Origin of the sequence: Microbacterium sp. 1262 (assembly GCF_040544895.1) — a bacterium.
GTDB classification, from domain to species: Bacteria; Actinomycetota; Actinomycetes; order Actinomycetales; family Microbacteriaceae; genus Microbacterium; species Microbacterium plantarum.
Map to the genome: position 1 here is coordinate 1386141 of NZ_JBEPKU010000001.1, position 22956 is coordinate 1409096.

Consider the following 22956-nt stretch of genomic DNA (forward strand, 5'->3'; position numbering starts at 1 on the left):
GGTCAGGCGTCGATGGCCTCGCGCGAGAGGCGGTCGCTCGAGGTGACGATGAAGTCGCGGCGCGGCGCGACCTCGTTGCCCATGAGCAGCTCGAAGACGGCGTTGGCCGCATCGGCGTCCTCGACACGGACACGGCGGAGCGTACGGCCGGCGCGATCCATCGTGGTCGTCGCGAGCTGATCGGCATCCATCTCGCCGAGACCCTTGTAGCGCTGCACGGGCTCCTGCCATTTCCGCCCGGACTTGCGGAGCTTCGTGAGCAGCCCGTGTAGTTCGGCCTCGGAGTACGTGTAGATCGTCTCGTTCGGCTTCGACCCCGGGTTGACGACGACCACGCGGTGCAGCGGCGGAACCGCGGCGAACACGCGACCATCCTCGATGAGCGGTCGCATGTACCGGAAGAAGAGCGTGAGCAGCAGGGTACGGATGTGTGCGCCGTCGACGTCGGCGTCGCTCATCAGGATGACCTTGCCGTAGCGAGCCGCGCTCAGGTCGAACGAGCGTCCCGACCCCGCGCCGATCACCTGGATGATGGCGGCGCATTCGGCGTTGGAGAGCATGTCGCTGACCGACGCCTTCTGCACGTTGAGGATCTTCCCGCGAATGGGAAGCAGCGCCTGATACTCGCTGTTGCGGGCGTGCTTGGCGGTGCCGAGCGCCGAGTCACCCTCGACGATGAACAGCTCGGACTCGGCCACGTCGTTGCTGCGGCAGTCCGCGAGCTTCGCCGGCAGCGACGAGGACTCGAGAGCGGTCTTGCGCCGCTGCGTCTCCTTGTGGGTGCGCGCCGAGATGCGCGCCTTCATCTCGGAAACGACCTTCTCGAGCAGCTGCCCCGTCTGCGCTTTGTCGTCGCGTCTGGTGGATGAGAACAGCGCACCCAGTTCACGGTTGACGACGGATGCCACGATCTGCCGCACCGCCGGTGTTCCGAGGATCTCCTTGGTCTGGCCCTCGAACTGGGGCTCGGGCAGACGGACCGTCAGGACCGCGGTGAGCCCGGCCAGGATGTCGTCCTTCTCCAGCTTGTCGTTGCCGACCTTCAGGCGCCGAGCGTTCTGCTCGACCTGGCTGCGGATGATCTTCATCAGACCCTGCTCGAAGCCCTGCTGGTGGGTTCCGCCCTTCGGAGTCGCGATGATGTTCACGAACGACCGGGTGACGGTCTCGTAGCTCGTGCCCCACCGCAGCGCGATGTCGACCTCGCACGATCGCTCGACCTCGGTCGGGACCATCGCACCGTTGGCCTGGAGCACGGGCACGGTCTCGGTGAAGTTTCCCGAGCCCGTCAGCCGCCAGGTGTCGGTGATCGGGGCATCGGGAGCGAGGAACTCGGCGAACTCGGAGATGCCGCCGTCGAAGCGATAGCTCGTCTCGACCCGCTCCTCGCCGCGCTCGTCGACGATGACGATCTCGAGGCCCGGGACGAGGAAGGCGGTCTGCCGTGCCCGCTGCACGAGCTCTTCGAGATGGAAGGCGGCATCCTTCGTGAAGATCTGACGGTCGGCCCAGTAGCGGATGCGGGTACCGGTCGTACCCCGGGGCGCCTTGCCGACCACACGCAGCTCGGACGAGCGCTCGAACGGGGTGAACTCCGAGTCGGGCGTATCGCCCGCGAAGAGCCCCGGCTCGCCGCGATGGAACGACATCGCGTAGGTCTTGCCCGCGCGGTCGACCTCGACGTCGAGGCGCTCCGACAGGGCGTTGACGACCGATGCGCCGACACCGTGGAGACCGCCCGACGCCGCGTACGAGCCGCCACCGAACTTGCCGCCGGCATGCAGCTTGGTGAAGACGACCTCGACACCGGTCAGGCCGGTGCGGGGCTCGACGTCGACGGGGATGCCGCGGGCGCGGTCACGCACCTCGACGCTGCCGTCGGCATGGAGCACGATGTCGATGCGCGAGCCGTATCCGCCCAGGGCCTCGTCGACGGAGTTGTCGATGATCTCCCAGAGGCAGTGCATGAGGCCGCGGGAGTCGGTCGAGCCGATGTACATGCCGGGGCGTTTGCGGACGGCCTCGAGCCCTTCGAGCACCTGGAGGTGGTGGGCGGAATACTCAGCAGTCACGATCTCCAAGCGTATCCGCGGGCGCCGACACGCTGGGGAGGACACACGAGGTCACGGCGGTCCCGGTCCGGTCTGTGCGCGGTGAGCGTACGCGCAGAGCGAAATGCACGTCAAATGGGGCATACCCCCGGCTGGTCGTGGTTGTATCGAAGGCACTCAGTTGCACGACCCGATCGACCGAGGAGGCACCCATCATGACCACGAACACTTCCGAGAGCACCGCCGTCCTCGAACACCGCCTGACTGCGGCAGATCGCTGTGACTCGTGCGGCGCACAGGCTTACATCGCCGCCGAGGTGAACGGCAGCGAGCTCCTCTTCTGCGCGCACCACGGCCGCAAGTACGAAGAGAAGCTCCGCGCCGTCGCCACCAGCTGGCACGACGAGACCTCGCGCCTCGTCGCAGCCGGCTGAGGACGGCCTCACGACGAAAGCCCCGAGCATCGCGCTCGGGGCTTTCGCGTACCGGGAACCTACCGGGAACCGCGGCCCAGTTCCGGTCGTCAGGTCAGAACCCGACGGCCGCCTGGTACACGGGAAGCAGGCCGGTGCGCACGCCCGAGGCCGACGGCTTGGGCTGGAACACGCTCGAGTTGTGATTGCCCTCGATGACGACCGGACCGTTCGGCGTGATCGCCAGGTCCCACCCGACATAGGGCGCCTCCGGCGTCCGGCGAGCCAGCTGTTCGGTCAGCGCGAGCACCTGGTCGAACAACGGAACGGTGAAGCCGACGATCGGGGTGCCGGTCACGGGGTGCTCGCGGTAGACGTTCGAGTTCTTGTCCACGCCCGGGTAGAGCGCGACGCCGTGCTCGTCGAGCATCGTGAACATCCCGCCCGAGGCGAAGTTGTCGATGACGTCGCCGTTGCCGATCCGCAGCACACCGGCGAGGAGGCGCACATCGCCCTCCGGGGTGAGGAACGTGATCATCCGTACCGTGTTGACGCTGTCGGGGTAGAGCGAGGCCATCTCGGGATGCTGCACGATGAACTCGTCGACGATCGACTGCCCGGCGGCGGTGGCCTCGGCGCGGAAGGCCGCAGCATCCGTCACGTTCTCGTGCAGGGTGATCCCGCCGCCGCCGTGTCCGTCGAGCGGCTTCGCCAGAACCTTCGGGTGGCGGCCGAGGAACGCACCGAGTTCCGCGTCGTCGACATCGCGCAGGTCGAGCGCCTCGCGGCCGAGCAGGTCGGCGTACTCGCGAGCGAACCGGCGCTTGTCCTCCAGCTTCGCGCGCCCCTCGGGCGTGTTGTGCATGCGGGTGATCCGGAACGACTTCGGGTGCGTCATCCAGGTGGCGCGCTCGCGCGCGTTCAGCAGACGGATGTCCCAGACCGCGTAATCGCGGAATCCCATGTCGTACTTGACCGAGCACCAGAGCATGTCGGCGATGATCAGCGGCAGCGGTGCCTTCGACACCTTCTGCACCTGGCGCCCGAACTCGACGAGGTTGCCGACCCGGACGTTGCGGGCACGGTCGAGGAGGTAGCCCAGCCGTACGCGTGATCGACCCATTGCTCGTTCTCTCCGTGTTTCTCGGTGTTCCGGTGGCGGATCCAGCGGACCTCAGAAGCGCATGGCGGCGCGGTAGCGCGGCAGCAGCCCGCGCCGGATGCCCGACACCGACGGCTTCGACTGGAACACACCCGTGTTGTGATTGCCCTCGATGACGACGGGCCGCTCGGGCGTGATCGCGATGTCCCAGCCGATGTACGGCATCTCGGGAACCCGTCGGGCGAGCCGATCGACGAGCTCGAGCACCTGCGGGTAGAGCGGAACCTGGTAGCCCGTGATCGGAACTCCGGTGATCGGGTGCGTCTCGAACGGGCGGCCTTCTTCATCGCTCGCGGCGTGGAGGGCGCGGCCCTCGTCGTCGAGCATCGTGTACATGCCACCGTTGGAGAAGTTGTCGATCACTCCCCCATTGCCCACCTTCAGCACCGAGGCGAGGACGTGAACCACATCGTCGGGGTCTCGATAGGTCACCACGCGGAGAGAGTTGACGCTGCCGGGATAGAGCCGCGCCATCTCCGGATGCTGCACCAGGACCTCTTCGACGAGCGTCTCCCCCGACGCCAGAAGCTCCTCGCGAAGCGCGGCGACGTCATCGATCGAGGCGACCTCGCGCATCGTGATGCCGTTGCCGCCGACTCCCCCGGGGTTCTTGGTGATGACGCGGTCGCGACCGTCGAGGAAAGCGGCGAGGGCCGCCGCGTCGGAGGTGGTGACATCGAGCCACGCCCGTCCGAGCTCGTCACCGAACCGCTGGGCGAACTGGAGCTTGTCGTCGAAGACGCCGCGCACCGAGTTGTCGTTGAGACGCCGCGACAGGTGGAACGACTTCGGGTCGGTCATGTATGTCCGGCGCTCACGCGCCTTCAGGATCCGGAAATCCCACTCCGAATAGTTCTCGAAGGTCGTCTCGTAGCGAACGGCGCACCACGCCATGTCGGCGGCGACCCACCACACCGGCGCCTTCGAGAGCGCAGCGGACTGGCGGGCGAACTGGAGCACCCGCTCGCGGTCGAACGATGAGACGCGACGGACGAAGAAACGCGCACGCCGGTAGAGCCGGTTCACCGCTCCCACGTCAGACCTCGCGGATGACGCCGAGCGGCGTCGACTCGTGGCCCTGACCGAGCGGGTTGTCGCGGAGGATCCGCACGAGCCGCTGCTCTCCGGCCTTGTCGAGCGTCGAGCCGAGGATGTTGCCGCCGATGTCGTTGATGTCGACCACCGCGACCTCGGCGACGCCGCCGAGCTGCGACTTGATCCGCGCGGCGACACCCTTCGGGTCGGTAGGCCCGAGGACGACCGCCTTGTTGTAGGGCGGGATGGTTCCGGACGTGGGCCCGTCGATGGCGCGCGCCTTGTCTCCGGCCACGCGGTAGAAGTCGCCGCGGCGGCCGAAGACCTTCGTGACGGCGCTGACGGCGGCGGCGAAGAGGATGCGCGGCGTGCCGCACTCGCGGAGTGCCATCTCCATCGTCTCGGGCATGCCGAGGCCGATGCCGTACGGGGTGCGCGTGACGTACTTCGACAGGAATCGGGCGAGCGGGCGCACCTCGATTTCGTCGAGCGTGTAGGAACGACCCTGCGTGATCGCCACGATCTTCTCGGTGACGAAGAGCAGGTCTCCCGGCTGGACGGTGGACGTGGCGTATTCCGAGATGACGGCCTCGAGATCGTCGCCCGGCATCACCACGCGGGTGCGGATCGGGATCCGCGCGTAGGACGTGCCGTCGACGACGACCTCGAGAGCCTTGCCCTCGTTGGCGGCGCCGGTCACTCGAGGTAGTCCCGCAGCGACTGCGAACGCGACGGGTGGCGCAGCTTCGCCATCGTCTTCGACTCGATCTGACGGATGCGCTCGCGAGTCACGCCGAACGTGTCGCCGATCTGGTCGAGCGTCTTCGGCTGGCCGTCGCCGAGGCCGAAGCGCATGCGGATGACGCCGGCCTCGCGCTCGCTGAGCGAGTCGAGGAGCGACTCGAGCTGACGCTGCAGCATGGTGAAGCCGACCGCGTCGGCCGGGACGACCGCCTCGGTGTCCTCGATGAGGTCACCGAACTCGCTGTCGCCGTCTTCACCGAGGGGTGTGTGCAGCGAGATCGGCTCACGACCGTACTTCTGCACCTCGATGACCTTCTCGGGGGTCATGTCGAGTTCACGGCTCAGCTCTTCGGGCGTGGGCTCGCGTCCGAGGTCCTGCAGCATCTGACGCTGCACGCGGGCGAGCTTGTTGATGACCTCGACCATGTGCACCGGGATGCGGATCGTACGGGCCTGGTCTGCCATGGCGCGCGTGATCGCCTGACGGATCCACCACGTCGCATAGGTCGAGAACTTGAAGCCCTTCGTGTAGTCGAACTTCTCGACGGCACGGATGAGACCGAGGTTGCCCTCCTGGATGAGGTCGAGGAACTGCATCCCGCGGCCGGTGTAGCGCTTGGCGAGCGAGACGACCAGACGCAGGTTAGCGCCCAGAAGATGGCTCTTGGCGCGCTGACCGTCACGTGCGACCCACTGCAGGTCGAGACCGAGCTGGTTCGACTTCTCGGCCGCCGACATGTGGGAGAGCTTCTCTTCGGCGAAGAGTCCGGCTTCGATGCGCATCGCGAGCTCGACCTCTTCGGCCGCGTTCAGCAGCGGGACCTTGCCGATCTGCTTGAGGTAGTCCTTGACCGGGTCCGCCGTCGCGCCGGTGATCTGCGTCGAGTAGACGGGGACGTCCTCCTCGTCGCTCGACGAGATGACGATGGCACCGGTCGGCAGCGCCTCGGTGACGACGGGCTTCTTCGACTCGTCGTCGTCCTCGTCGTCGTCGGCCTTGGTTGCATCGCCCGCGGGGGCGGCGTCGTCGGTCACGTCGTCGGTGTCGACCTCGACGTCGTCCTCGACGTCCTCGTCGTCCATCTCTTCGTCGTCGGCCTTGGCCTTCGCCTTGGAAGCCTTCGCGGGGGCGGCCTTCTTCGCGGCGGTCTTCTTCGCAGGCGCCTTCTTCGCGGCGCTCTTGGGCGCAGCCTTCGCTGCGGTAGCGGGCGCGTCCTCGACGAGTTCGGTGTCCTCGCTCGCGCGGGTGCGGGTGGTCTTCGTGCCTGACGTCACGGTTAGCCTCTCACCGGTGCGAACGCACCGGGTTCTCGGACACTAGTAAGACCCTTGTCAAGTCCCCCGCCACTCGAACGACGAGGAGCACAGGATCGACAACGGGTCAGGTCCTTCATTGTCTCATATCTCGTGCGCTGTTCCTGCGCAAGCATTCATTCCTATGAGAACGCCGACGGCCTACCGGGCATTCCCACCATCGGAGATGACCAGGGCCGGAGGGGCAAGCTCAGGAGCGACCGCGCTTGTCGTCGTCCCCTGGCGGGCGCGAAGCGAGGAATCGTTCGAGCTCGGCAGCGAGCTCATCCGCACTCGGAAGATCACCCGTATGGATGATGGGCTGTCCGAGCGCCGACCCCGCCATGTACGAGTCGTAGCGTTCCTCGAGCGTGTGCAGCATGGTCGTCAGCTCTTCGCTGCCGGAAACCTGATCAGCGACCTTCTCGAGGTAGTCGCGGTTCTCGTTGCGCAACGTGTCGCTGTCGAAGACGAGCCCGGTCGCGACGCTCAGGCTGTCGAGGCCGGCGATGGCCGCAGCCGGGTACTCGGTCTCACCGAGGTAATGGGGCACGAGCAGGGCGAAGCCCGCGACGCGCGCGTCGGCCTCGGCGAGACGGAGCTCGAGCAGATGGCCCGCCGTGGCGGGGATCTGCGTTCGGGGCTGCCAGACGGAGTGGGCCGCCGTGAGTTCGGAGCGGGTACCGCTGACCGTCGCACCGATGGGTCGCGTGTGCGGCACGGGCATGGGAATCGCGTGCACCCACGTGATCGAGGCGACCTGCATCCCCTCGGCCAGTCCCACGACGGTTTCGGCGAACGCCTCCCACGCGAAGTCGGGCTCGTAGCCGGCGAGCAGCACGAACGGCTGGCCGAGCGAGTCGTGCGCGAGAGAGAGCTCCAACCGCGGCGTGCGGTAGTCGGTGAGGTGATCCTCGTCGAAGGTGACGATCGGCCGTCGTGCGCGGTAGTCGAACAGGACGTCGTTGTCGAACGCGACGACCGTCGTGGGGTCGAGCTCGCCACGGAAGTACTCGACGATGCGCGAGACCGCACCGCCGGCATCCGTGAACCCGGTCAGCGCGATGACGAGCGGCAGCCCCGCGGGAACGGGCGGAGACCCGGCGGCACGTGCGTAGAGCGGTCCGGACAGCGGCATGGTTCAACTCTACGAGGCCCATCACACCCCCGAGGCGGCTCACCCCCTCGCTGTCAGCGAACGCCCGCGGCGCGCGAACCTAGGATGGGAGGATGCCGTTCCCCGAGATCGCGCACAGCAGCGCGCCCGTCACCGAATCCGACGCCGACGCTCTCGTCCTCGTTCTGCCACCGCTCGATGAGCAGGCCGACGTCGCCGACTGGCCGGGCATCACCGAGATGCTGACCGCCGTCGGGTTCACCGGCGCGCGAGGATCGGTCCATCGCGTCTTCCTGCCGGCCGTGTCGTCGACCCCCGTGGTCGTCGTCGGATCGGGAACCGATCCCGACGCCGCCGCGCTGCGCGACGCCGTCGGCACGGCAGTTCGCGTCACGACAGGTTTCGCCTCGCTCGCCGTGGCCGCGCCGCTCGCGGCGGCGGATGCGTGGGGCGCTCTCGCGGAGGGTGCCGCCATCGGCGGGTACCGCTTCGCCGGGTACAAGGGCGGCACGCCGAAATCGCGCGCGGAACGGGTCACGATCCACTCGTCGGCTGAGCCGTCCGCCGAGGACGTCGCGGCCGTCAACGCTCTGGGTCGGGCGCTCGCGCTGGTGAAGGACCTGGTCAGCACGCCCGCCGAGTGGCTGTCGCCCGCAGACCTCGCGGAGCGCGCGATCGAGGCCGTCGCGGGGCTCCCCGTCGAGGTCGAAGTCCTCGACGAGAGCGAGCTCGAACGTCAGGGCTTCGGTGGGGTGCTCGGCGTCGGGCAGGGCTCCGACCGCCCGCCCCGCGTCGTTCGCATCGACTACTCCCCCGCGGACGCCGCACGTCACGTGGCACTGGTGGGCAAGGGCATCACCTTCGACACGGGAGGCCTCTCGCTCAAGCCCCCGGCGAGCATGGTCGGCATGAAGTACGACATGGCCGGTGCCGCGACGGTGCTGGCGGTCGTCCAGGCGGCCGCGGCGCTCGCCCTTCCGGTGCGCGTCTCGGCATGGCTCTGCGTCGCCGACAACATGCCCTCGGGGCGCGCGACGCGCCCGGGCGACGTGCTCCGCATGCTCGACGGCACGACCGTCGAGGTTCTGAACACCGACGCCGAGGGGCGCCTCGTCCTCGCCGACGGCATCGTCGCTGCCAGCCGAACGCGGCCGGACGCGATCGTCGACGTCGCGACTCTGACCGGGGCGATCATCGTCGCCCTCGGCAACCGGCACACCGGTGTCATGGGAGACGAGGCCGCCGTCGCCGACTATCTGGCGGCGGCCGAGCGGGCGGGCGAGGACGCATGGCACCTGCCGCTCCCCGCTCACATGGAGGACGAGCTCGACTCGCCGATCGCCGACATGCAGAACGCGAAGATCGGCGACCCCTCGGGCGGCTCCCTCTTCGCGGGCCTCTTCCTCCAGCGCTTCGTCGGGCGTACGGGTGACGATGACGACGCTCCTCGGATCCCCTGGATCCACCTCGACATCGCCGGGTCGGGTACGACGAAGGCCGCCTTCGGCGGCACCGACAAGGGCCCGACCGCGGCGACCGTCCGCTCGCTCGTCGAGTACCTCCGGGGTTCGCAGCGATGACCGATCACAGCGTCGATCTCGTGATCCTCGGCGGTGGCAGCGGCGGTTACGCGACCGCGCTGCGCGCCGCGGAACTCGGCTCATCAGTCATGCTCATCGAGAAGGACAAGCTCGGCGGAACGTGCCTGCACCGCGGCTGCATCCCCACCAAGGCGCTCCTGCACTCCGCAGAGGTCGCCGACAGCATCCGCGGCTCGGAGCACGTCGGCGTGCGCGCCACGCTCGAGGGAATCGACATCGCTGGTGTCCACGCATATCGCGAGGGCATCGTGGCCAAGAAGCACAAAGGCCTCGAAGGCCTGATCGCGGCACGGAAGATCACCGTCGTGCACGGCGAGGGCAGACTCGAGGCGGACGGCGGCGTGACCGTCGGCGACGACCGTTACCGCGGCACGGATGTCGTGCTGGCCACCGGCTCGTACAGCCGATCGCTGCCCGGACTCGAGCTCGACGATCGGATCATCACGAGCGAGGGCGCCCTGGCACTCGGCACGGTGCCGCGGCATGCCATCATCCTCGGCGGCGGCGTCATCGGAGTCGAGTTCGCCAGCATCTGGCGATCCTTCGGCGCCGAGGTGACGATCATCGAGGCTCTCGACCGGCTGCTGCCCGCTGAGGATGCCGCCATGAGCAAGGCCATCGAGCGCGCGTTCCGCAAGCGCGGGATCAGCGCTCGCACCGGAGTGCGCTTCGCCGGCGCCGAGAGCCGAGCGGACGGCGTCCGGGTGTCGCTCGAAGACGGCACCGAGCTCGAGGCCGACGTCCTGCTGGTCGCCGTCGGCCGCGGCCCCGCGACGGCCGGTCTCGGTCTCGAAGAGGCCGGAGTCGAGCTCGATCGCGGCTTCGTCCGCGTCGACGAGCGGCTGCGCACGACGCGCGACCGGGTGTGGGCCGTCGGCGACATCGTCCCGGGCCTGCAGCTCGCTCACCGCAGCTTCCAGCAGGGCATCTTCGTGGCCGAGGAGATCGCGGGCCTGCGCCCGACCGTCGTCCCCGACAGCCTCGTGCCGCGCGTCACTTACAGCAGCCCGGAGGTCGCATCCGTCGGGCTGACGGAGGAGCAGGCCCGTGCCGAGCACGGTGACGCGATCGTGGTGCGCGAGTACAACCTCGCCGGAAACGGCAAGAGCGAGATCCTCGGGACGGCGGGCCTGGTCAAGGTCGTTCGACGACTCGATGGCCCCGTCGTCGGGGTGCACCTCGCCGGCGATCGCGTCGGGGAGCTCATCACCGAGGGCCAGCTCGCGGTGGGCTGGGAAGCCCATCCCGAGGACATCGCACCTTTCATCCACGCCCATCCGACGCAGAGCGAAGCTCTCGGAGAAGCATTCCTGGCGCTGGCGGGCAAACCGCTGCACGCGCTCTGACCGGTCGACCGATGCAGATCAGTAAGCTAGAAGGACATCGGCATTTCTTGAAGGAGACAGATTCATGAGCACTTCCGTGGTCCTCCCCGCGCTCGGAGAGAGCGTCACCGAGGGAACGGTGACCCGCTGGCTCAAGAAGGTCGGTGACACCATCCAGGAAGACGAGGGTCTTCTCGAGATCTCCACCGACAAGGTGGACACCGAGATTCCGTCGCCCGTGAGCGGCGTCATCGAAGAGATCCTCGTGCAGGAGGACGAGACCGTCGAGGTCGGCGCCGTTCTGGCGAAGATCGGTGACGGTTCGGGCGTGCCCGCAAGCGACGCACCGTCCGAGCAGGCTCCGGCTGAGGAGGCTCCCGCTCCCGCGGAGGAGGCTCCTGCCGCCGAGGCACCCGCCGCACCCCAGCAGGCCGCTCCCGCTCCGGCAGCTTCCGGCGACGCGAAGGATGTCGTGCTCCCCGAGCTCGGCGAGAGCGTGACCGAGGGCACCGTCACCCGTTGGCTCAAGCAGATCGGCGACGACGTCGCGGTCGACGAGCCGCTTCTCGAGATCTCCACCGACAAGGTCGACACCGAGATCCCCGCGCCTTTCGCCGGCACGCTCGTCGAGATCCTCGTCCAGGAGGACGAGACCGTCGAGGTCGGCGCGGCACTCGCGCGCATCGGCTCGGGTGCTCCCGCCCCGGCCGCGGAAGCGCCCGCCGCCCCCGAGCCCGCCGCAGCGCCCGAGCCCGCAGCTGAGAAGCCCGCCGCGCCGGCCGAGGCCCCCGCGCAGGAATCGGCGCCCGCTCCGGCTCAGCAGGCCGCTCCCGCTCAGCAGGCCGCTCCCGCTCCGCAGGCCGCTCCCGCTCCGCAGGCTGCTCCGGCGGCTCCGGCCGCTGAAGCAGCGTCCGCCTCCGACAACGACGGCGTCACCTACGTCACGCCGCTCGTGCGTCGCCTCGCCCAGCAGCAGGGCGTCGATCTGTCGTCGATCAAGGGCAGCGGCGTCGGCGGTCGCATCCGCAAGGAAGACGTCCTCAAGGCCGCGGAAGCAGCATCGGCCCAGCCCGCCGCCGCATCCGCGGAGGCTCCCGCCTCCCCCGCGCAGGTCGAGGTCTCGGAGCTGCGCGGAACGCGCGCGCCGATGTCGCGCTTGCGCAAGGTGCTCGCCAAGCGCGCCGTCGAGTCGATGCAGCAGACCGCTCAGCTGACGACCGTCGTCGAGGTGGACGTCACCAAGCTGTCCGCGTTCCGCGACAAGGTGAAGGTCGACTTCAACGAGAAGACCGGCGCGAAGCTGTCGTTCCTGCCTTTCTTCGCCCTCGCTGCAGCCGAGGCGCTGCAGACCTTCCCGATCGTCAACTCGACGGTCGACGGCGAAGAGATCGTCTACCCCGCCACCGAGAACATCTCGATCGCGGTCGACACCGAGCGCGGGTTGCTCACGCCCGTGCTGCGCGACGCAGGCTCGAAGAACCTGGCCCAGATCGCTCAGGACATCGCAGACCTCGCCGCACGCACGCGTGACAACAAGCTGAAGCCCGATGAGCTCGCAGGCGGAACGTTCACCATCACCAACACCGGATCGCGCGGCGCGCTCTTCGACACCCCGGTGGTGTTCCTGCCGCAGTCGGCGATCCTCGGCACCGGCATCGTCTACAAGCGCCCCGGCGTCGTGACTGTGGACGGCAAGGACGCGATCTCGGTGCGCTCGTACGTATACCTCGCGCTCTCGTACGACCACCGCACCATCGACGGCGCCGACGCAGCTCGATTCCTGAGCGCGATGAAGGCACGCCTCGAGGGCGCCCAGTTCGAGGGGAACCTCGGCTACTGACCAGCTGAGCACCCACCTCACGGCTGGTCCGCGACGTCATACACGTCGCGGACCAGCCGTTTGTCGTCACGCCGAACCAGCACGACGACTTGCGCAGGCAGCGTCCCGGATGGGTCGTCGACGCGAACCACCTCGACTCCGCCCAGATCATCCAGGAGGGCCACCTCTCGGGGGCCGGCGGACGTCGCGACGCCTTCCGGGAGCGCCGCATCCGGACGCTCCAGGATCGCCGCACGGCATTGCTCATCCTCCTCCCGCCAGCATCGCGCGAGTTCGTCGATGGCGCTCCCGACCGGGTCGGCCTCCTCGTCGCCTTCGGGCGCGCCGGAGACCGGCGCAGGAGCCTCCTCGGCGGCGGGGACCGGCGCGGCCGACGTCTCCTGTGCTGCGTCATGCCTCGGCGTCGGGCGCATGATCGAGTCTTCGGGCACGTCTCGGGCCGAGGCGGATCCGTTGTCGCTCTCGCCACCCTCCGGCCACAGCAGACCCACCACGAGCGTCGTGGCGACCGCAGCGAGCGCGACCATCGGGACGCGTCGCCGCCCGGTCGCGGTTCCCCCGCTCTTGTCGTCGGCCTCGGCGCCATGGCCTCGCCGCCGGGCCGGGAGCCGGTCGGACACGCGTCGGACTGCGGCGCGCACCGAGCTGAGAACATCGGTCAGGCGCTCGACGACCTCGCCGTCGACGAGCCCGGCGGCAGCATCCCGTGCCAGCGGAGCCAGGCCCGGCCGGGCGCCGGGATGGCCAGCGGCGTCGTGCTCGCGAACGTTGCGCGCGGACGGAGATGACGCCGACACCGACACCGCGAACGGCTCCGGGGTCGCCATCGCGAAGAGGTCGTCCTCGAGGCCGGGCACCGTGAAAGGCAGCGTGACCCGGTCGCTCAGCGCCTCGTCGAGTCGGTCACGGATCCGCCGGGGCAGCACGGCGTCCGCGATCCGGTCGAGCACCAGCCGCGACGAGAGTTCCCATGCGCGGTCTCCGCTCGGCACGAGCACAGGTCGTCCCTGGGTCGTCGACCACCACTCCCCCTCATGACAGTCCGATTCCGCCGCTTCGGCCGCCCCTCGGAGGACGCTGACCGCAAGTGTCACCGCCTGGCCGGGCGTGAGGTCGAACGGCTGCTCACCACCGCACAGGCGTGTGTCGAGCAGCGGCAGAATCGCCACGGTCGTCCCCGCGATCCGGTCCACGTCCTCGACGGCGAGCAGGTGACCGTCCGGCCGCGCCGCCCACGCCGGACGCGGCACGTCCGCCGCAGAGACTCGGTACACCGCGCCGTCGGACGTCGCCAGGATCTCCCCGGCGAAAGGCACCTCCGGAGGCGCGACGCGGCGTAACGGAGTGGTGACGTCGAGATTGCCCGTTCGGATCATGGCCCCAGTCTCGCGATGGCGCCCGGCGCGCCTGCGACCTTCCGGTGCCGATGTGCACAGTGATCGCGCGACGGTGCCTGTGCAGGCGGAACGGGGCGGCCGAAAAGGTAGGCTGTGAGCATGTCGTCCCGCAGCACCGCACCCGAGAAGCGCCCCGGATTCTTCTCCCAGCTCCGCTCCCTCTTCACCTTCACGAAGGAGTACTACAGCTGGTTGCCGTGGCTGCTCATCGGCATCGTGGTCGTCGGCATCGGTCTCGGCGTCCTCGTGGGCTTCCTCATCCCGCCGGGAGCGATCTGGAGCATCATCCTGTGGGGCGTCACGGGTCTGCTCTTCGGCATCCTCGGCGCCATGATCACCATGACGCGACTGGCGACCCGGGCGATGTACAAGCGCATCGACGGGATGCCGGGAGCGACGGGGCACATCATCTCGACCAACCTCGGCCGAAAGTGGCAGGCTTCGGAGATGCCCGTCGGCGTGAACCCGAAGACTCAGGAAGCGGTCTACCGGGCCGTCGGCCGTGGCGGTGTCGTCATCATCGGCGAGGGTGCCCGCGGACGTCTGACGCGACTGATCAACGACGAGCGCAGCAAGGTCAAGCGCGTGGCCTCGGGTGTGCCGATCCACGTGCTGTACGTCGGCCACGGCGAGGACGAGGTCCCCATCGCCAAGCTCGCCCCCACCATCAAGGCGCTGCCGAAGGCGATCGACCGCACGACGATGGCAGCCGTCATCAAGCGCATCGAGTCCGTCTCGCAGTCGGTCACCTCGCTGCCGATCCCGAAGGGCGTCGACCCGATGAAGGCCCGCGCCCAGCGACCCCGCTGAGTTCCACCCGGCCCGAGGCTGGCGGGATCAGGCCCGGACGAGGATCGTGCCGGCCGCCTTGTCGTGGAGGCCCCGCTGGTCGGGATCGAACACGACGGCGGGGATGACGAGGACGAGGAGCAGCGTCCGGATGATCGGACGCCAGAGGCCCGTCCAGCCGCCGTGCAGGAGCTCGAGGCGCAGGCCCACGATGCGGTGACCCGGGCTGCCCCCGATGAGCGGGATGAAGATGACCTGGAGCGCGGCGAAGACGGTGATCGGCGCGAACTGCGTCACTCCCGCCTCGCCCGGAAGGGCGAACTGGTTGAAACCGAGGAACGCGGTCGCGAGCAGCGTGGCCGCGGCGTAGTCGATCACCAGCGCCGCGAGCCGCCGTCCCAGGCGGCCGACGCTGCCGGGGCCGTACTCGGGACGCCCCAACCGCTCGCCGGGATAGGTGTTCTCGCGCAGGGGTTCGGGCACTCCACCAGCCTAAACGGGGGCCGGCCGCGTAACATCCCGGAAACATCCGAGATACTGCCGGGCAACTGGATGCCGATAGGTTCGAAGAGGTCTGGATGACTCCAGGCTGTTCCTCACCCGATCTTGGAGACTCCATGTTCAAAGATTCTTCCGAGGTGCTCAAGTTCATCCAGGACGAGGACGTCAAGTTCCTCGACATCCGTTTCACGGACCTCCCTGGCGTGCAGCAGCACTTCAACATCCCGGCCTCGACCGTCGACGAGGAGTTCTTCACGGTCGGTCAGCTGTTCGACGGCTCGTCCATTCGCGGCTTCGCGAACATCCACGAGTCGGACATGCAGCTGATCCCGGACGTCTCGACGGCCTACGTCGACCCGTTCCGTGAGGCGAAGACGCTGATCATGATCTTCGACATCTACAACCCGCGCAACGGCGAGATCTACGCGAAGGACCCGCGCCAGGTCGCGAAGAAGGCCGAGAAGTACCTCGCTTCGACCGGTATCGCCGACACCGCGTTCTTCGCCCCCGAGGCGGAGTTCTACATCTTCGACGACGTCCGCTACGAAGTGAAGCAGAACTCGAGCTTCTACTCCGTCGACTCCGAAGAGGGCGCCTGGAACACCGGCCGCGTCGAAGAGGGCGGCAACCTCGCCAACAAGACCGCGTACAAGGGCGGCTACTTCCCCGTCTCGCCCGTCGACAAGACCGCCGACCTGCGCGACGACATCTCCCTCAAGCTCATCGAGTCGGGCCTCGTGCTCGAGCGCGCCCACCACGAGGTCGGCACCGGTGGACAGCAGGAGATCAACTACCGCTTCGACACCATGGTGCACTCGGCGGACGACATCCTGAAGTTCAAGTACATCGTCAAGAACACCGCCGAGATGTGGGGCAAGGTCGCGACCTTCATGCCCAAGCCCCTCTTCGGCGACAACGGCTCGGGCATGCACACCCACCAGTCGCTGTGGCTGAACGGCGAGCCCCTCTTCTACGACGAGAAGGGCTACGGCGGGCTCTCCGACATCGCACGCTGGTACATCGGCGGCCTGCTCAAGCACGCTGCCGCGGTGCTCGCGTTCACCAACCCGACGCTCAACTCGTACAAGCGTCTCGTCAAGGGCTACGAGGCTCCGGTCAACCTGGTCTACTCGGCCGGCAACCGTTCGGCGGCCATCCGCATCCCGATCACGGGCACCAACCCCAAGGCCAAGCGCATCGAGTTCCGCGCCCCCGACGCGTCGGGCAACCCGTACCTCGCCTTCGCCGCTCAGATGATGGCCGGCCTCGACGGCATCAAGAACCGCATCGAGCCGCACGAGCCGGTCGACAAGGACCTCTACGAGCTGCCGCCCGAGGAGGCCAAGAACATCCCGCAGGTTCCGAACTCGCTGCTCGACTCCCTCGAGGCGCTGCGCAACGACCACGAGTTCCTGCTGGCCGGCGGCGTCTTCACGCCCGAGCTGATCGAGACCTGGATCGAGTACAAGATCGAGAACGAGATCCAGCCGATCAACGCGCGTCCTCACCCCTACGAGTACGAGCTGTACTTCGGCGTCTGACGCCTCGGCTGCGACGAGCCCCGTCGCCCGCTCTGCACGAGTCGGGCGGCGGGGCGCCGTCATTTTCTGGAGCTTGCACAGCGGCGACAGCGAAGCGATCCTGATCGGGTGAATCTCACCGACATCCCCGGACCGTTCTTCCACGGTACGAAGGCGTCGCTGCGCGTCGGCGACCTGCTCACCCCGGGCTTCCCATCGAACTACCGCCCGGAGATCACGATGAACCACGTGTACTTCACAGCGCTGAAGGACGGCGCCGGTCTCGCGGCCGAGATCGCCCCAGTCCCGGGTGAGCCGCATGTCTACGTCGTCGAGCCCACCGGCGAGTTCGAGGACGACCCGAACGTCACCGACAAGAAGTTCCCCGGCAACCCCACGCGGTCGTACCGCTCTGCAGCTCCCCTGCGCGTCGTCGCCGAAGTCACCGATTGGACGCGGCTTTCGGCCGAGGCGCTGCAGACGTGGCGGGAACGCATCGATCGGATGGCGGCCGAACGCGCCGAGATCATCAACTGACGAGCCTCACTCGGCCAGCCGCACGACCTCGGCGATGACCCGCGGGTGCGCGAGGATGCGGAAATGTCCTCCGGTCTCGAGCCGGACGTTACGCGCGCCGTCGAGCTCGCTTCCACCGGGGATGTGCGGGTCGAACTCGCCGTAGACCGACACGATGTGCGGGTTGGGTGCTACTTCGCGCGCCAGCGCCAGAATCCCGGGCGCACTCGGCGAGAACGCGCGCAGCGTCGGTACGATCATGAGCCGGCCGTAGGCAGATCCGGCGAACGGACTCGCGACGGAGACCATCCCCCGGACGCGACCGCCGACGGCGGGGTCCGCCATGACCTGCTTGCCGACGAGGCCGCCCTTGCTGTGCGCGACGATCACGACGTCGTCGACATCGTGCTGCTGCAGGTACTCCGCGACGTAGCGCGCGGCACGCGGCACCGGCCAGCGGTTCCGCCCCAACGCGGCGATCACATGAACCGGATGCCCGCGGTCGTGCAGCTCGGTGATCAGGGGCTGCAGGAAGCGCCACGTCTCGTAGACGCCGGGCAGCACCACGATGGGCGTGCCATCCCCCGACCCGAAGTCGCCGGGATCCGTCCGCGAGAAGAAGGCGCGAGCCTGCCAGACGACGGCGTAGGCGTAGTCCGCGATCCACCACGCGGCATTCCTCACGGGGCGGAAGATCACGGGCCCTCTCCCGGGTCCCTCGACGCGGCCATCGCGAGGATGCCGCGGGCGACAGGTTCCGCCGCGGTGCGCTCGACGTGGTGGCCCTTACCCGGTACGACGAGGACGCTGCCTCGTGCCGTTCGGGCGGCGAGGCGCTCGACCCACGCGTCCCCCGCGATCGGGTCGCGGCCGCCGCGTACGAGAAGCGTCGGCACATTCAGCTGCGCCACGCGCTCCTCGATGGGATAGGCGAGCATGTGCCGGACCTGCGCGAAGAACCAGCGGGGGCCGGTTCGGAAGTAGTCGAGCGTGACGCGGGCGTTCACCCGGGGCGGCTCGAGCAGTCCATCGCGGGACAGTGCCAGGGCCTGCGCGCCGAGCGTGCGGCGGTGATCATCGACGACCGGGCCGATCAGGGCGAGCCCACTCACCAGATCCGGATGCCGCGACGCCGTCTCCACCGCCCACTGCACCCCCATCGAGTGCCCGACGAGCACAACGGGTCCCGCGAGCACGCGACCCAGCACCTCCGCCAGCGCATCCGACATGGCGGCGACCGGCACATTCCGACGCGGCGCCGGCAGGCCCGCGAAGCCGGGCAGATCGACGCTGTGCACCGATGCGCTCCGCGCGAGCAGCGGGTGCAGCCGGAGGAACGAGCGGTGCGACATCCCCACCCCGTGGAGAAGCACGATGTTCGGAGGCGACGCTTCGGTGGCGGAGCTCCAGACGCGGAACGCGAGCCCGTCGACGGAGATCCGCCGGGGCGACCATCCGACACGCTCCGGGCGAGGCAGCGTCGAGGTCGTCATCACCTCGTCAGGCTATGAGAGCCGGGAACCGAGTGCAGGCGGCTTGACTTCGTGTCAACCACCGTGACCGGATGCCGACGCCGCGGTGGACTGCCGTCATGACCGATGCATCCCGTGACCAGCAGCCCATCGCCGACCCCGCCGCGCAGGACACCGATCGCGACGACACCTCGATCGTGCCCGATCTCGACACCGACCCCGTCGAGGCGGAGCAGAACCGGATTCCGAACGCCGAGCGCGGCGAGCGCTGACGCTCAATGCGTGCCGGCGCCTCCGGCATGCTGCGGTTCGCTGTGCCGGAGGCGCCGGATCACCGTGAGCACACCGACGATCACGAGCCCGACGAGCAGCCCGGCGATCGCCGACACGGCCGTCTCGCCGATCCAGACGACCACACCGCCCGCGGCTTCGAGCAGGTGCTCCACCCCGTGCAGCAGGTCGAGGGTGAAGGCCACTCCCACCTCGCCGAGGTTCGCAAGCACGAGGTGACCGCCCACCCACAGCATCGCGACGGTGCCCACGACGCTGATCACGCGGAACACAGCGGGCATCGACCGGACGATCCGCATGCCGGTGTGCCGGACGCGAGATGACGGGTTCTTCGCCATCCGCAGGCCGATGTCGTCGATCTTCACCAGAAGCGCGACCGCTCCGTAGACGATTCCCGTCATGAGCAGGGCGATCACGGCCAGGACAGCGAGGGTCTGCCAGATGCCCATCCCCTCGTCGAGGTTCGAGAGCGAGATGAGCATGATCTCGGCTGAGAGGATGAGGTCGGTGCGGACAGCGCCGAGCACGAGCTTCTTCTCGTCGCGCGGGCCGTCGTCCTCCGCCCCGTGGTGCACCCCGAACCACTCCAGCACCTTCTCGGCTCCCTCGTAGCAGAGGAACATTCCACCGAGGATGAGAAGGAAGGGCAGCACAGCCGGCGCGAACGCGGTCAGCAGCAGCGCGACCGGGATGATGATGAGGAACTTGTTCGCGATCGAGCCGAGCGCGATCTTCCCCACGACCGGCAGTTCGCGAGCGGGCGTGATCCCCTGCACGTACTGGGGCGTCACGGCGGCATCGTCGATCACGACACCCGCCGACTTCGCGGAGGCGCGCAGCGCCGCGCTCAGGATGTCGTCGACGACAGCCAGCAGACCAACCGACATGTTTCCCCTTAGCCGTAGAAGAGCTTCTCGAACACGCGGCGGGCTTGACGCGCAGCGCGCATCCAATCCTCCTCCACGATGGTCGCCGATCGCGCCGGATACTCCAGCAAACGACCGATTCCGTCCAGTCGGCCACGATCGGTCGGCAGGACGTCGCTCGTCTGTCCCGACAGCAGGGTGTTCGCCGAGCGCAGCCGACTCGCCAGCCGCCATGCCGCAGCGAGCTTCTCCGCGGCATCCCGCGGGATGAGGTCGGCCTCTACTGCCGCCCCGAGTGCGGCGATCGTCGAGGTCGTGCGCAGGCCCGCTACGCGGTGAGCGTGCTCGAGCTGGATGAGCTGCACGAGCCATTCGACATCGCTCAGGCCCCCCGGACCGAGCTTGAGGTGCCGGGAGCGGTCCTGCCCCTGGGGCAGTCGCTCGCTCTCGACGCGCGCCTTGATACGCCGGATCTCGCGGAGGCCCTGAGGGTCGGGGGCCACCGGATAACGCAGGTCGTCGGCGAGGGCGAGGAAGCGATCGATGAGCGTCACACTGCCCGCCACGCCCCGAGCGCGCAGAAGCGCCTGCGCCTCCCACGACAGCGACCAGCGCCGGTAGTACTCCGCGTACGACTCCAGCGAGCGCACGAGTGGACCGTTGCGACCCTCGGGGCGCAGGCCCGCGTCGAGCTCGAGCGGCAGACGGTGATCCTCGGAGTATCGGCGCACGCCGTGAACGAGCTGGAGGGCGAGCTCCTGAGCCCGCTGCGCCGGCACCCCATTCGCGTCGAAGACGTAGATGATGTCGGCGTCCGATCCGAACCCGAGCTCGGCACCGCCGAAACGCCCCATCGCGATGACCGAGAAGTCGAGGCGGTCGTCCTCTGGCGGCACCACCTCGCGCCGCACGGCGCGCAGTGTCGCCTGAATGGTGACCTCCGTAATGGTGGTCAGGCCTTCGGCAAGCTCTTCGATCGACAGCTCGCCGACGACGGCCGCCATCGCCAGGCGCAGCAGCTCACGCCTCCGGAGGGCGCGAACCGCCGACATCGCGTCATCGATCGAGGCGTGTCGGGTCTGGATCGCGCGCGCCTCCTCCTGCAGCACGAATCCGGGTCGCGGCCGGAGCTGATCAGGCGAGTCGAGCCAGGCGATCGACTCGGGGATCCACTCCATCAGTTCGCCCACGTAGCGCGAGCCCGAGAGCAGGCGGGTGAGACGCTCGGCGGCGCCCGCCGAGTCGCGCAGCATCCGAAGGAACCACGGCGTGTTCCCCAGCCGTTCGCTGACGCGGCGGAACGCGAGCAGTCCGTAGTCCGGATCGACGCCATCGGCGAACCAGCGGATCATGACCGGCATGAGGTGTCGCTGGATGACGGCCTTGCGGCTGAGGCCGCTCGTCAGGGCGCCGATGTGCCGCAGCGCGCCCGCGGGATCACGGAACCCGATCGCGGCGAGACGGGCCTTCGCCGCGTCGGGCGAGAGCGTGTGCTCATCGGCGGGCAGCGCCGCGACGGCCGAGAGGAGCGGCCGGTAGAACAGCCGCACGTGGATCTCACGCACCTCGCGCTTGATCTCCTCCCACACCGCGACGACCCGGTCGCCGCCGTCGCCGATGCGCGACGAGCGCGCGAGCGTTCGCAGCGCCGCCCCGTCCTCGGGCATGAGATGGGTCCGGCGCAGCTCGCGCAGCTGCAGCCTGTGCTCCATGACACGCAGACGCCGGTAGTCGAATGCGAAGCGTGACGCGTCCTCGCGTCCGATGTACCCCTCCGACACGAGCGCGTCGAGGGCGTCCAGAGTCGACCGTTCCCGGATGCGGTCATCGGAGGCGCCGTGCACGAGTTGCAGCAGCTGGACGGTGAACTCGACATCGCGGATGCCGCCCGGTCCGAGCTTGAGCTGCCGCGCGACCTCGCCCGGTGGGATGTGGTCGGTCACCCGCTCGCGCATCTTCTGCACGCTCTCGACGAAGTTCTCGCGAGCCGCGCTCGCCCACACCATCGGCTGGACAGCGTCGACGTACTGCTCCCCCAGCTCCGGGTCGCCGGCGAGCGGCCGCGCCTTGAGCAGAGCCTGGAACTCCCAGCTCTTCGCCCAGCGGTCGTAGTAGGCGACGTGCGACTCGAGGGTGCGCACGAGTGCCCCCTGCTTCCCCTCGGGCCGCAGGTTCGGGTCGACCTCCCACAGGGGCGGCTCGACCTCCACCTCCGAGATGCCCCGCATCGTCTGGATCGCGAGTCTCGTCGCGATCTCGACGGCCTGCGACTCCGAGACGACGGCTTCGTCGGCTGATCCGCCGACGAAGATGACGTCGACGTCGCTGACGTAGTTCAGCTCACGCGCCCCGGACTTGCCCATCCCGATGATCGCGAGGCGAGTCGCGGCGACGGCGTCGCGCTCGGAACGCGCCGCGCCGGGGACGCCGGCGACGAGCCTGCTGCGCGCGACGGCGAGAGACGCCTCGAGGGCGGCACCGGCAGCGTCGGCGAGGGCCGCAGCGACCGCGTGCAGGATGATCGTCGGGTCGGATGCCGCGAGGTCGAACCGTGCGATGCGCGCCAGCATCCGGCGGTATCGTACCCGCAGCGCGACCCAGGCCTCGTCACCCCAGGAGGCCGCGAAGCCGTCCTCGGCGCCGACGGCATCCAGCATCTGCGCGCTCAGCTCGTCGCGTGTGGGAAGTCCGTCGCCGTCGGAGGCGAGATCGGCGAGCTCCTCGGGATGCCGCAGGTAGAAGTCGGCCAGCCCGAGCGACGCGCCGAGCACCGACCACACCGCCGCAGGCCGCCGTCGCAGCGTGTCGGTGACGATCTCGGCATCCCGGCGGGCGATGCGCAGCAGCGCCGCCACCGCTCCGTCGGGGTCCGCCGCCAGCTCCGCCGATCCGACGAGCTCCTCGCGCTCGATGCCGGTCAGCTCGGCGAGCTCGGCGAGGTCGGCATCCGCGCGCGCGAGGTCATCGAAGCCCGCCCGGGCCAGCCCCGTCAGCCCGGTCGAACGAGGTGACCGGGTCATGGC

Annotated in this window: 20 protein-coding genes; 8 read left to right on the forward strand and 12 right to left on the reverse strand. The window is 68.8% G+C overall.

Going from position 1 to position 22956, the window contains the following annotated elements:
• Positions 1–2: 2 nt before the first annotated feature.
• The gene (locus ABIC53_RS06615) at positions 3–2072 is read right to left on the reverse strand and encodes a DNA gyrase/topoisomerase IV subunit B (RefSeq protein WP_502915515.1); all 2070 of its coding nucleotides are present in this window, start codon (positions 2070–2072) and stop codon (positions 3–5) included.
• A 194-nt stretch (positions 2073–2266) separates the two neighbouring features.
• Between ABIC53_RS06615 and ABIC53_RS06620 the strand changes: the two genes are divergently transcribed.
• Positions 2267–2485, forward strand: coding sequence for a DUF7455 domain-containing protein (locus ABIC53_RS06620; protein ID WP_112614164.1), 219 nt, complete (start codon positions 2267–2269; stop codon positions 2483–2485).
• A 94-nt stretch (positions 2486–2579) separates the two neighbouring features.
• Here ABIC53_RS06620 and ABIC53_RS06625 read toward each other — a convergent pair whose 3' ends face one another.
• The 5 genes from ABIC53_RS06625 to ABIC53_RS06645 all read right to left on the reverse strand — a co-directional run bounded on the left by ABIC53_RS06625 (position 2580) and on the right by ABIC53_RS06645 (position 7836).
• Positions 2580–3587, reverse strand: a complete 1008-nt coding sequence (locus ABIC53_RS06625) for a sugar-transfer associated ATP-grasp domain-containing protein (protein ID WP_354450811.1) — start codon at positions 3585–3587, stop codon at positions 2580–2582.
• Between the two features lie 51 nt (positions 3588–3638).
• Complete coding sequence (locus ABIC53_RS06630) at positions 3639–4652, reverse strand: sugar-transfer associated ATP-grasp domain-containing protein (protein WP_240309657.1); 1014 nt, start codon at positions 4650–4652, stop codon at positions 3639–3641.
• 10 nt (positions 4653–4662) lie between these two features.
• Entirely contained in the window at positions 4663–5361 is a 699-nt protein-coding gene (locus tag ABIC53_RS06635) for a coenzyme F420-0:L-glutamate ligase (protein WP_114587847.1), read from the reverse strand.
• The gene (locus ABIC53_RS06640) at positions 5358–6680 is read right to left on the reverse strand and encodes an RNA polymerase sigma factor (protein WP_282502414.1); all 1323 of its coding nucleotides are present in this window, start codon (positions 6678–6680) and stop codon (positions 5358–5360) included. Before ABIC53_RS06640 ends, ABIC53_RS06635 begins: the two co-directional genes overlap by 4 nt.
• 229 nt (positions 6681–6909) lie before the next feature.
• A complete protein-coding gene (locus tag ABIC53_RS06645) occupies positions 6910–7836 on the reverse strand; it encodes a proteasome assembly chaperone family protein (RefSeq protein WP_282502413.1) in 927 nt (308 codons plus the stop codon).
• A gap of 92 nt (positions 7837–7928) precedes the next feature.
• Between ABIC53_RS06645 and ABIC53_RS06650 the strand changes: the two genes are divergently transcribed.
• The 3 genes from ABIC53_RS06650 (at position 7929) to sucB (ending at position 12581) form a co-directional block, all read left to right on the forward strand.
• Positions 7929–9395 carry a leucyl aminopeptidase gene (locus ABIC53_RS06650; RefSeq protein WP_282502412.1) on the forward strand — a complete coding sequence of 489 codons (1467 nt, stop codon included), beginning with the start codon at positions 7929–7931 and terminating at the stop codon, positions 9393–9395.
• The gene (gene lpdA / locus ABIC53_RS06655) at positions 9392–10762 is read left to right on the forward strand and encodes a dihydrolipoyl dehydrogenase (protein ID WP_282502411.1); all 1371 of its coding nucleotides are present in this window, start codon (positions 9392–9394) and stop codon (positions 10760–10762) included. Before ABIC53_RS06650 ends, lpdA begins: the two co-directional genes overlap by 4 nt.
• 64 nt (positions 10763–10826) lie before the next feature.
• A complete protein-coding gene (sucB, locus tag ABIC53_RS06660; RefSeq protein ID WP_282502410.1) occupies positions 10827–12581 on the forward strand; it encodes a 2-oxoglutarate dehydrogenase, E2 component, dihydrolipoamide succinyltransferase in 1755 nt (584 codons plus the stop codon).
• A gap of 17 nt (positions 12582–12598) precedes the next feature.
• Here sucB and ABIC53_RS06665 read toward each other — a convergent pair whose 3' ends face one another.
• Complete coding sequence (locus tag ABIC53_RS06665) at positions 12599–13957, reverse strand: hypothetical protein (RefSeq protein ID WP_282502409.1); 1359 nt, start codon at positions 13955–13957, stop codon at positions 12599–12601.
• A 120-nt stretch (positions 13958–14077) separates the two neighbouring features.
• On the opposite strand from ABIC53_RS06665, the gene ABIC53_RS06670 reads away from it, so the two are divergent.
• Entirely contained in the window at positions 14078–14788 is a 711-nt protein-coding gene (locus ABIC53_RS06670; protein ID WP_112614144.1) for a DUF4191 domain-containing protein, read from the forward strand.
• 27 nt (positions 14789–14815) lie between these two features.
• On the opposite strand, the gene ABIC53_RS06675 is transcribed toward ABIC53_RS06670, so the two are convergent.
• Positions 14816–15250 carry an RDD family protein gene (locus ABIC53_RS06675; RefSeq protein WP_240309658.1) on the reverse strand — a complete coding sequence of 145 codons (435 nt, stop codon included), beginning with the start codon at positions 15248–15250 and terminating at the stop codon, positions 14816–14818.
• 134 nt (positions 15251–15384) lie between these two features.
• Here ABIC53_RS06675 and glnA point away from each other — a divergent pair, with 134 nt between their 5' ends.
• Positions 15385–16809: a type I glutamate--ammonia ligase gene (glnA, locus tag ABIC53_RS06680; protein ID WP_274177679.1), complete on the forward strand. Its 1425-nt coding sequence runs from the start codon at positions 15385–15387 to the stop codon at positions 16807–16809.
• 108 nt (positions 16810–16917) lie between these two features.
• Complete coding sequence (gene arr / locus ABIC53_RS06685; protein ID WP_282502408.1) at positions 16918–17325, forward strand: NAD(+)--rifampin ADP-ribosyltransferase; 408 nt, start codon at positions 16918–16920, stop codon at positions 17323–17325.
• A 6-nt stretch (positions 17326–17331) separates the two neighbouring features.
• On the opposite strand, the gene ABIC53_RS06690 is transcribed toward arr, so the two are convergent.
• Positions 17332–18003, reverse strand: a complete 672-nt coding sequence (locus ABIC53_RS06690; RefSeq protein WP_354450817.1) for an esterase/lipase family protein — start codon at positions 18001–18003, stop codon at positions 17332–17334.
• Positions 18000–18797, reverse strand: a complete 798-nt coding sequence (locus ABIC53_RS06695; protein ID WP_354452180.1) for an alpha/beta fold hydrolase — start codon at positions 18795–18797, stop codon at positions 18000–18002. Before ABIC53_RS06695 ends, ABIC53_RS06690 begins: the two co-directional genes overlap by 4 nt.
• A 98-nt stretch (positions 18798–18895) precedes the next feature.
• Here ABIC53_RS06695 and ABIC53_RS06700 point away from each other — a divergent pair, with 98 nt between their 5' ends.
• Positions 18896–19048 carry a hypothetical protein gene (locus tag ABIC53_RS06700; RefSeq protein ID WP_269266545.1) on the forward strand — a complete coding sequence of 51 codons (153 nt, stop codon included), beginning with the start codon at positions 18896–18898 and terminating at the stop codon, positions 19046–19048.
• 3 nt (positions 19049–19051) lie between these two features.
• On the opposite strand, the gene ABIC53_RS06705 is transcribed toward ABIC53_RS06700, so the two are convergent.
• Positions 19052–19954, reverse strand: a complete 903-nt coding sequence (locus ABIC53_RS06705; protein ID WP_269266546.1) for a DUF808 domain-containing protein — start codon at positions 19952–19954, stop codon at positions 19052–19054.
• Positions 19955–19962: 8 nt separating this feature from the next.
• Positions 19963–22953, reverse strand: a complete 2991-nt coding sequence (locus ABIC53_RS06710) for a bifunctional [glutamine synthetase] adenylyltransferase/[glutamine synthetase]-adenylyl-L-tyrosine phosphorylase (RefSeq protein WP_274177678.1) — start codon at positions 22951–22953, stop codon at positions 19963–19965.
• Between the last annotated feature and the right edge of the window lie 3 nt (positions 22954–22956).

What these genes read in the sequence shown, in the direction of transcription:
- ABIC53_RS06620 (WP_112614164.1), top strand. Translation starts at nt 2,267, where the DNA reads ATGACCACGAACACTTCCGAGAGCACCGCCGTCCTCGAACACCGCCTG.
- ABIC53_RS06625 (WP_354450811.1), bottom strand. Translation starts at nt 3,587, where the DNA reads ATGGGTCGATCACGCGTACGGCTGGGCTACCTCCTCGACCGTGCCCGC.
- ABIC53_RS06645 (WP_282502413.1), bottom strand. Translation starts at nt 7,836, where the DNA reads ATGCCGCTGTCCGGACCGCTCTACGCACGTGCCGCCGGGTCTCCGCCC.
- ABIC53_RS06650 (WP_282502412.1), top strand. Translation starts at nt 7,929, where the DNA reads ATGCCGTTCCCCGAGATCGCGCACAGCAGCGCGCCCGTCACCGAATCC.
- lpdA (WP_282502411.1), top strand. Translation starts at nt 9,392, where the DNA reads ATGACCGATCACAGCGTCGATCTCGTGATCCTCGGCGGTGGCAGCGGC.
- sucB (WP_282502410.1), top strand. Translation starts at nt 10,827, where the DNA reads ATGAGCACTTCCGTGGTCCTCCCCGCGCTCGGAGAGAGCGTCACCGAG.
- ABIC53_RS06665 (WP_282502409.1), bottom strand. Translation starts at nt 13,957, where the DNA reads ATGATCCGAACGGGCAATCTCGACGTCACCACTCCGTTACGCCGCGTC.
- ABIC53_RS06670 (WP_112614144.1), top strand. Translation starts at nt 14,078, where the DNA reads ATGTCGTCCCGCAGCACCGCACCCGAGAAGCGCCCCGGATTCTTCTCC.
- glnA (WP_274177679.1), top strand. Translation starts at nt 15,385, where the DNA reads ATGTTCAAAGATTCTTCCGAGGTGCTCAAGTTCATCCAGGACGAGGAC.
- ABIC53_RS06695 (WP_354452180.1), bottom strand. Translation starts at nt 18,797, where the DNA reads ATGACGACCTCGACGCTGCCTCGCCCGGAGCGTGTCGGATGGTCGCCC.
- ABIC53_RS06700 (WP_269266545.1), top strand. Translation starts at nt 18,896, where the DNA reads ATGACCGATGCATCCCGTGACCAGCAGCCCATCGCCGACCCCGCCGCG.
- ABIC53_RS06705 (WP_269266546.1), bottom strand. Translation starts at nt 19,954, where the DNA reads ATGTCGGTTGGTCTGCTGGCTGTCGTCGACGACATCCTGAGCGCGGCG.
- ABIC53_RS06710 (WP_274177678.1), bottom strand. Translation starts at nt 22,953, where the DNA reads ATGACCCGGTCACCTCGTTCGACCGGGCTGACGGGGCTGGCCCGGGCG.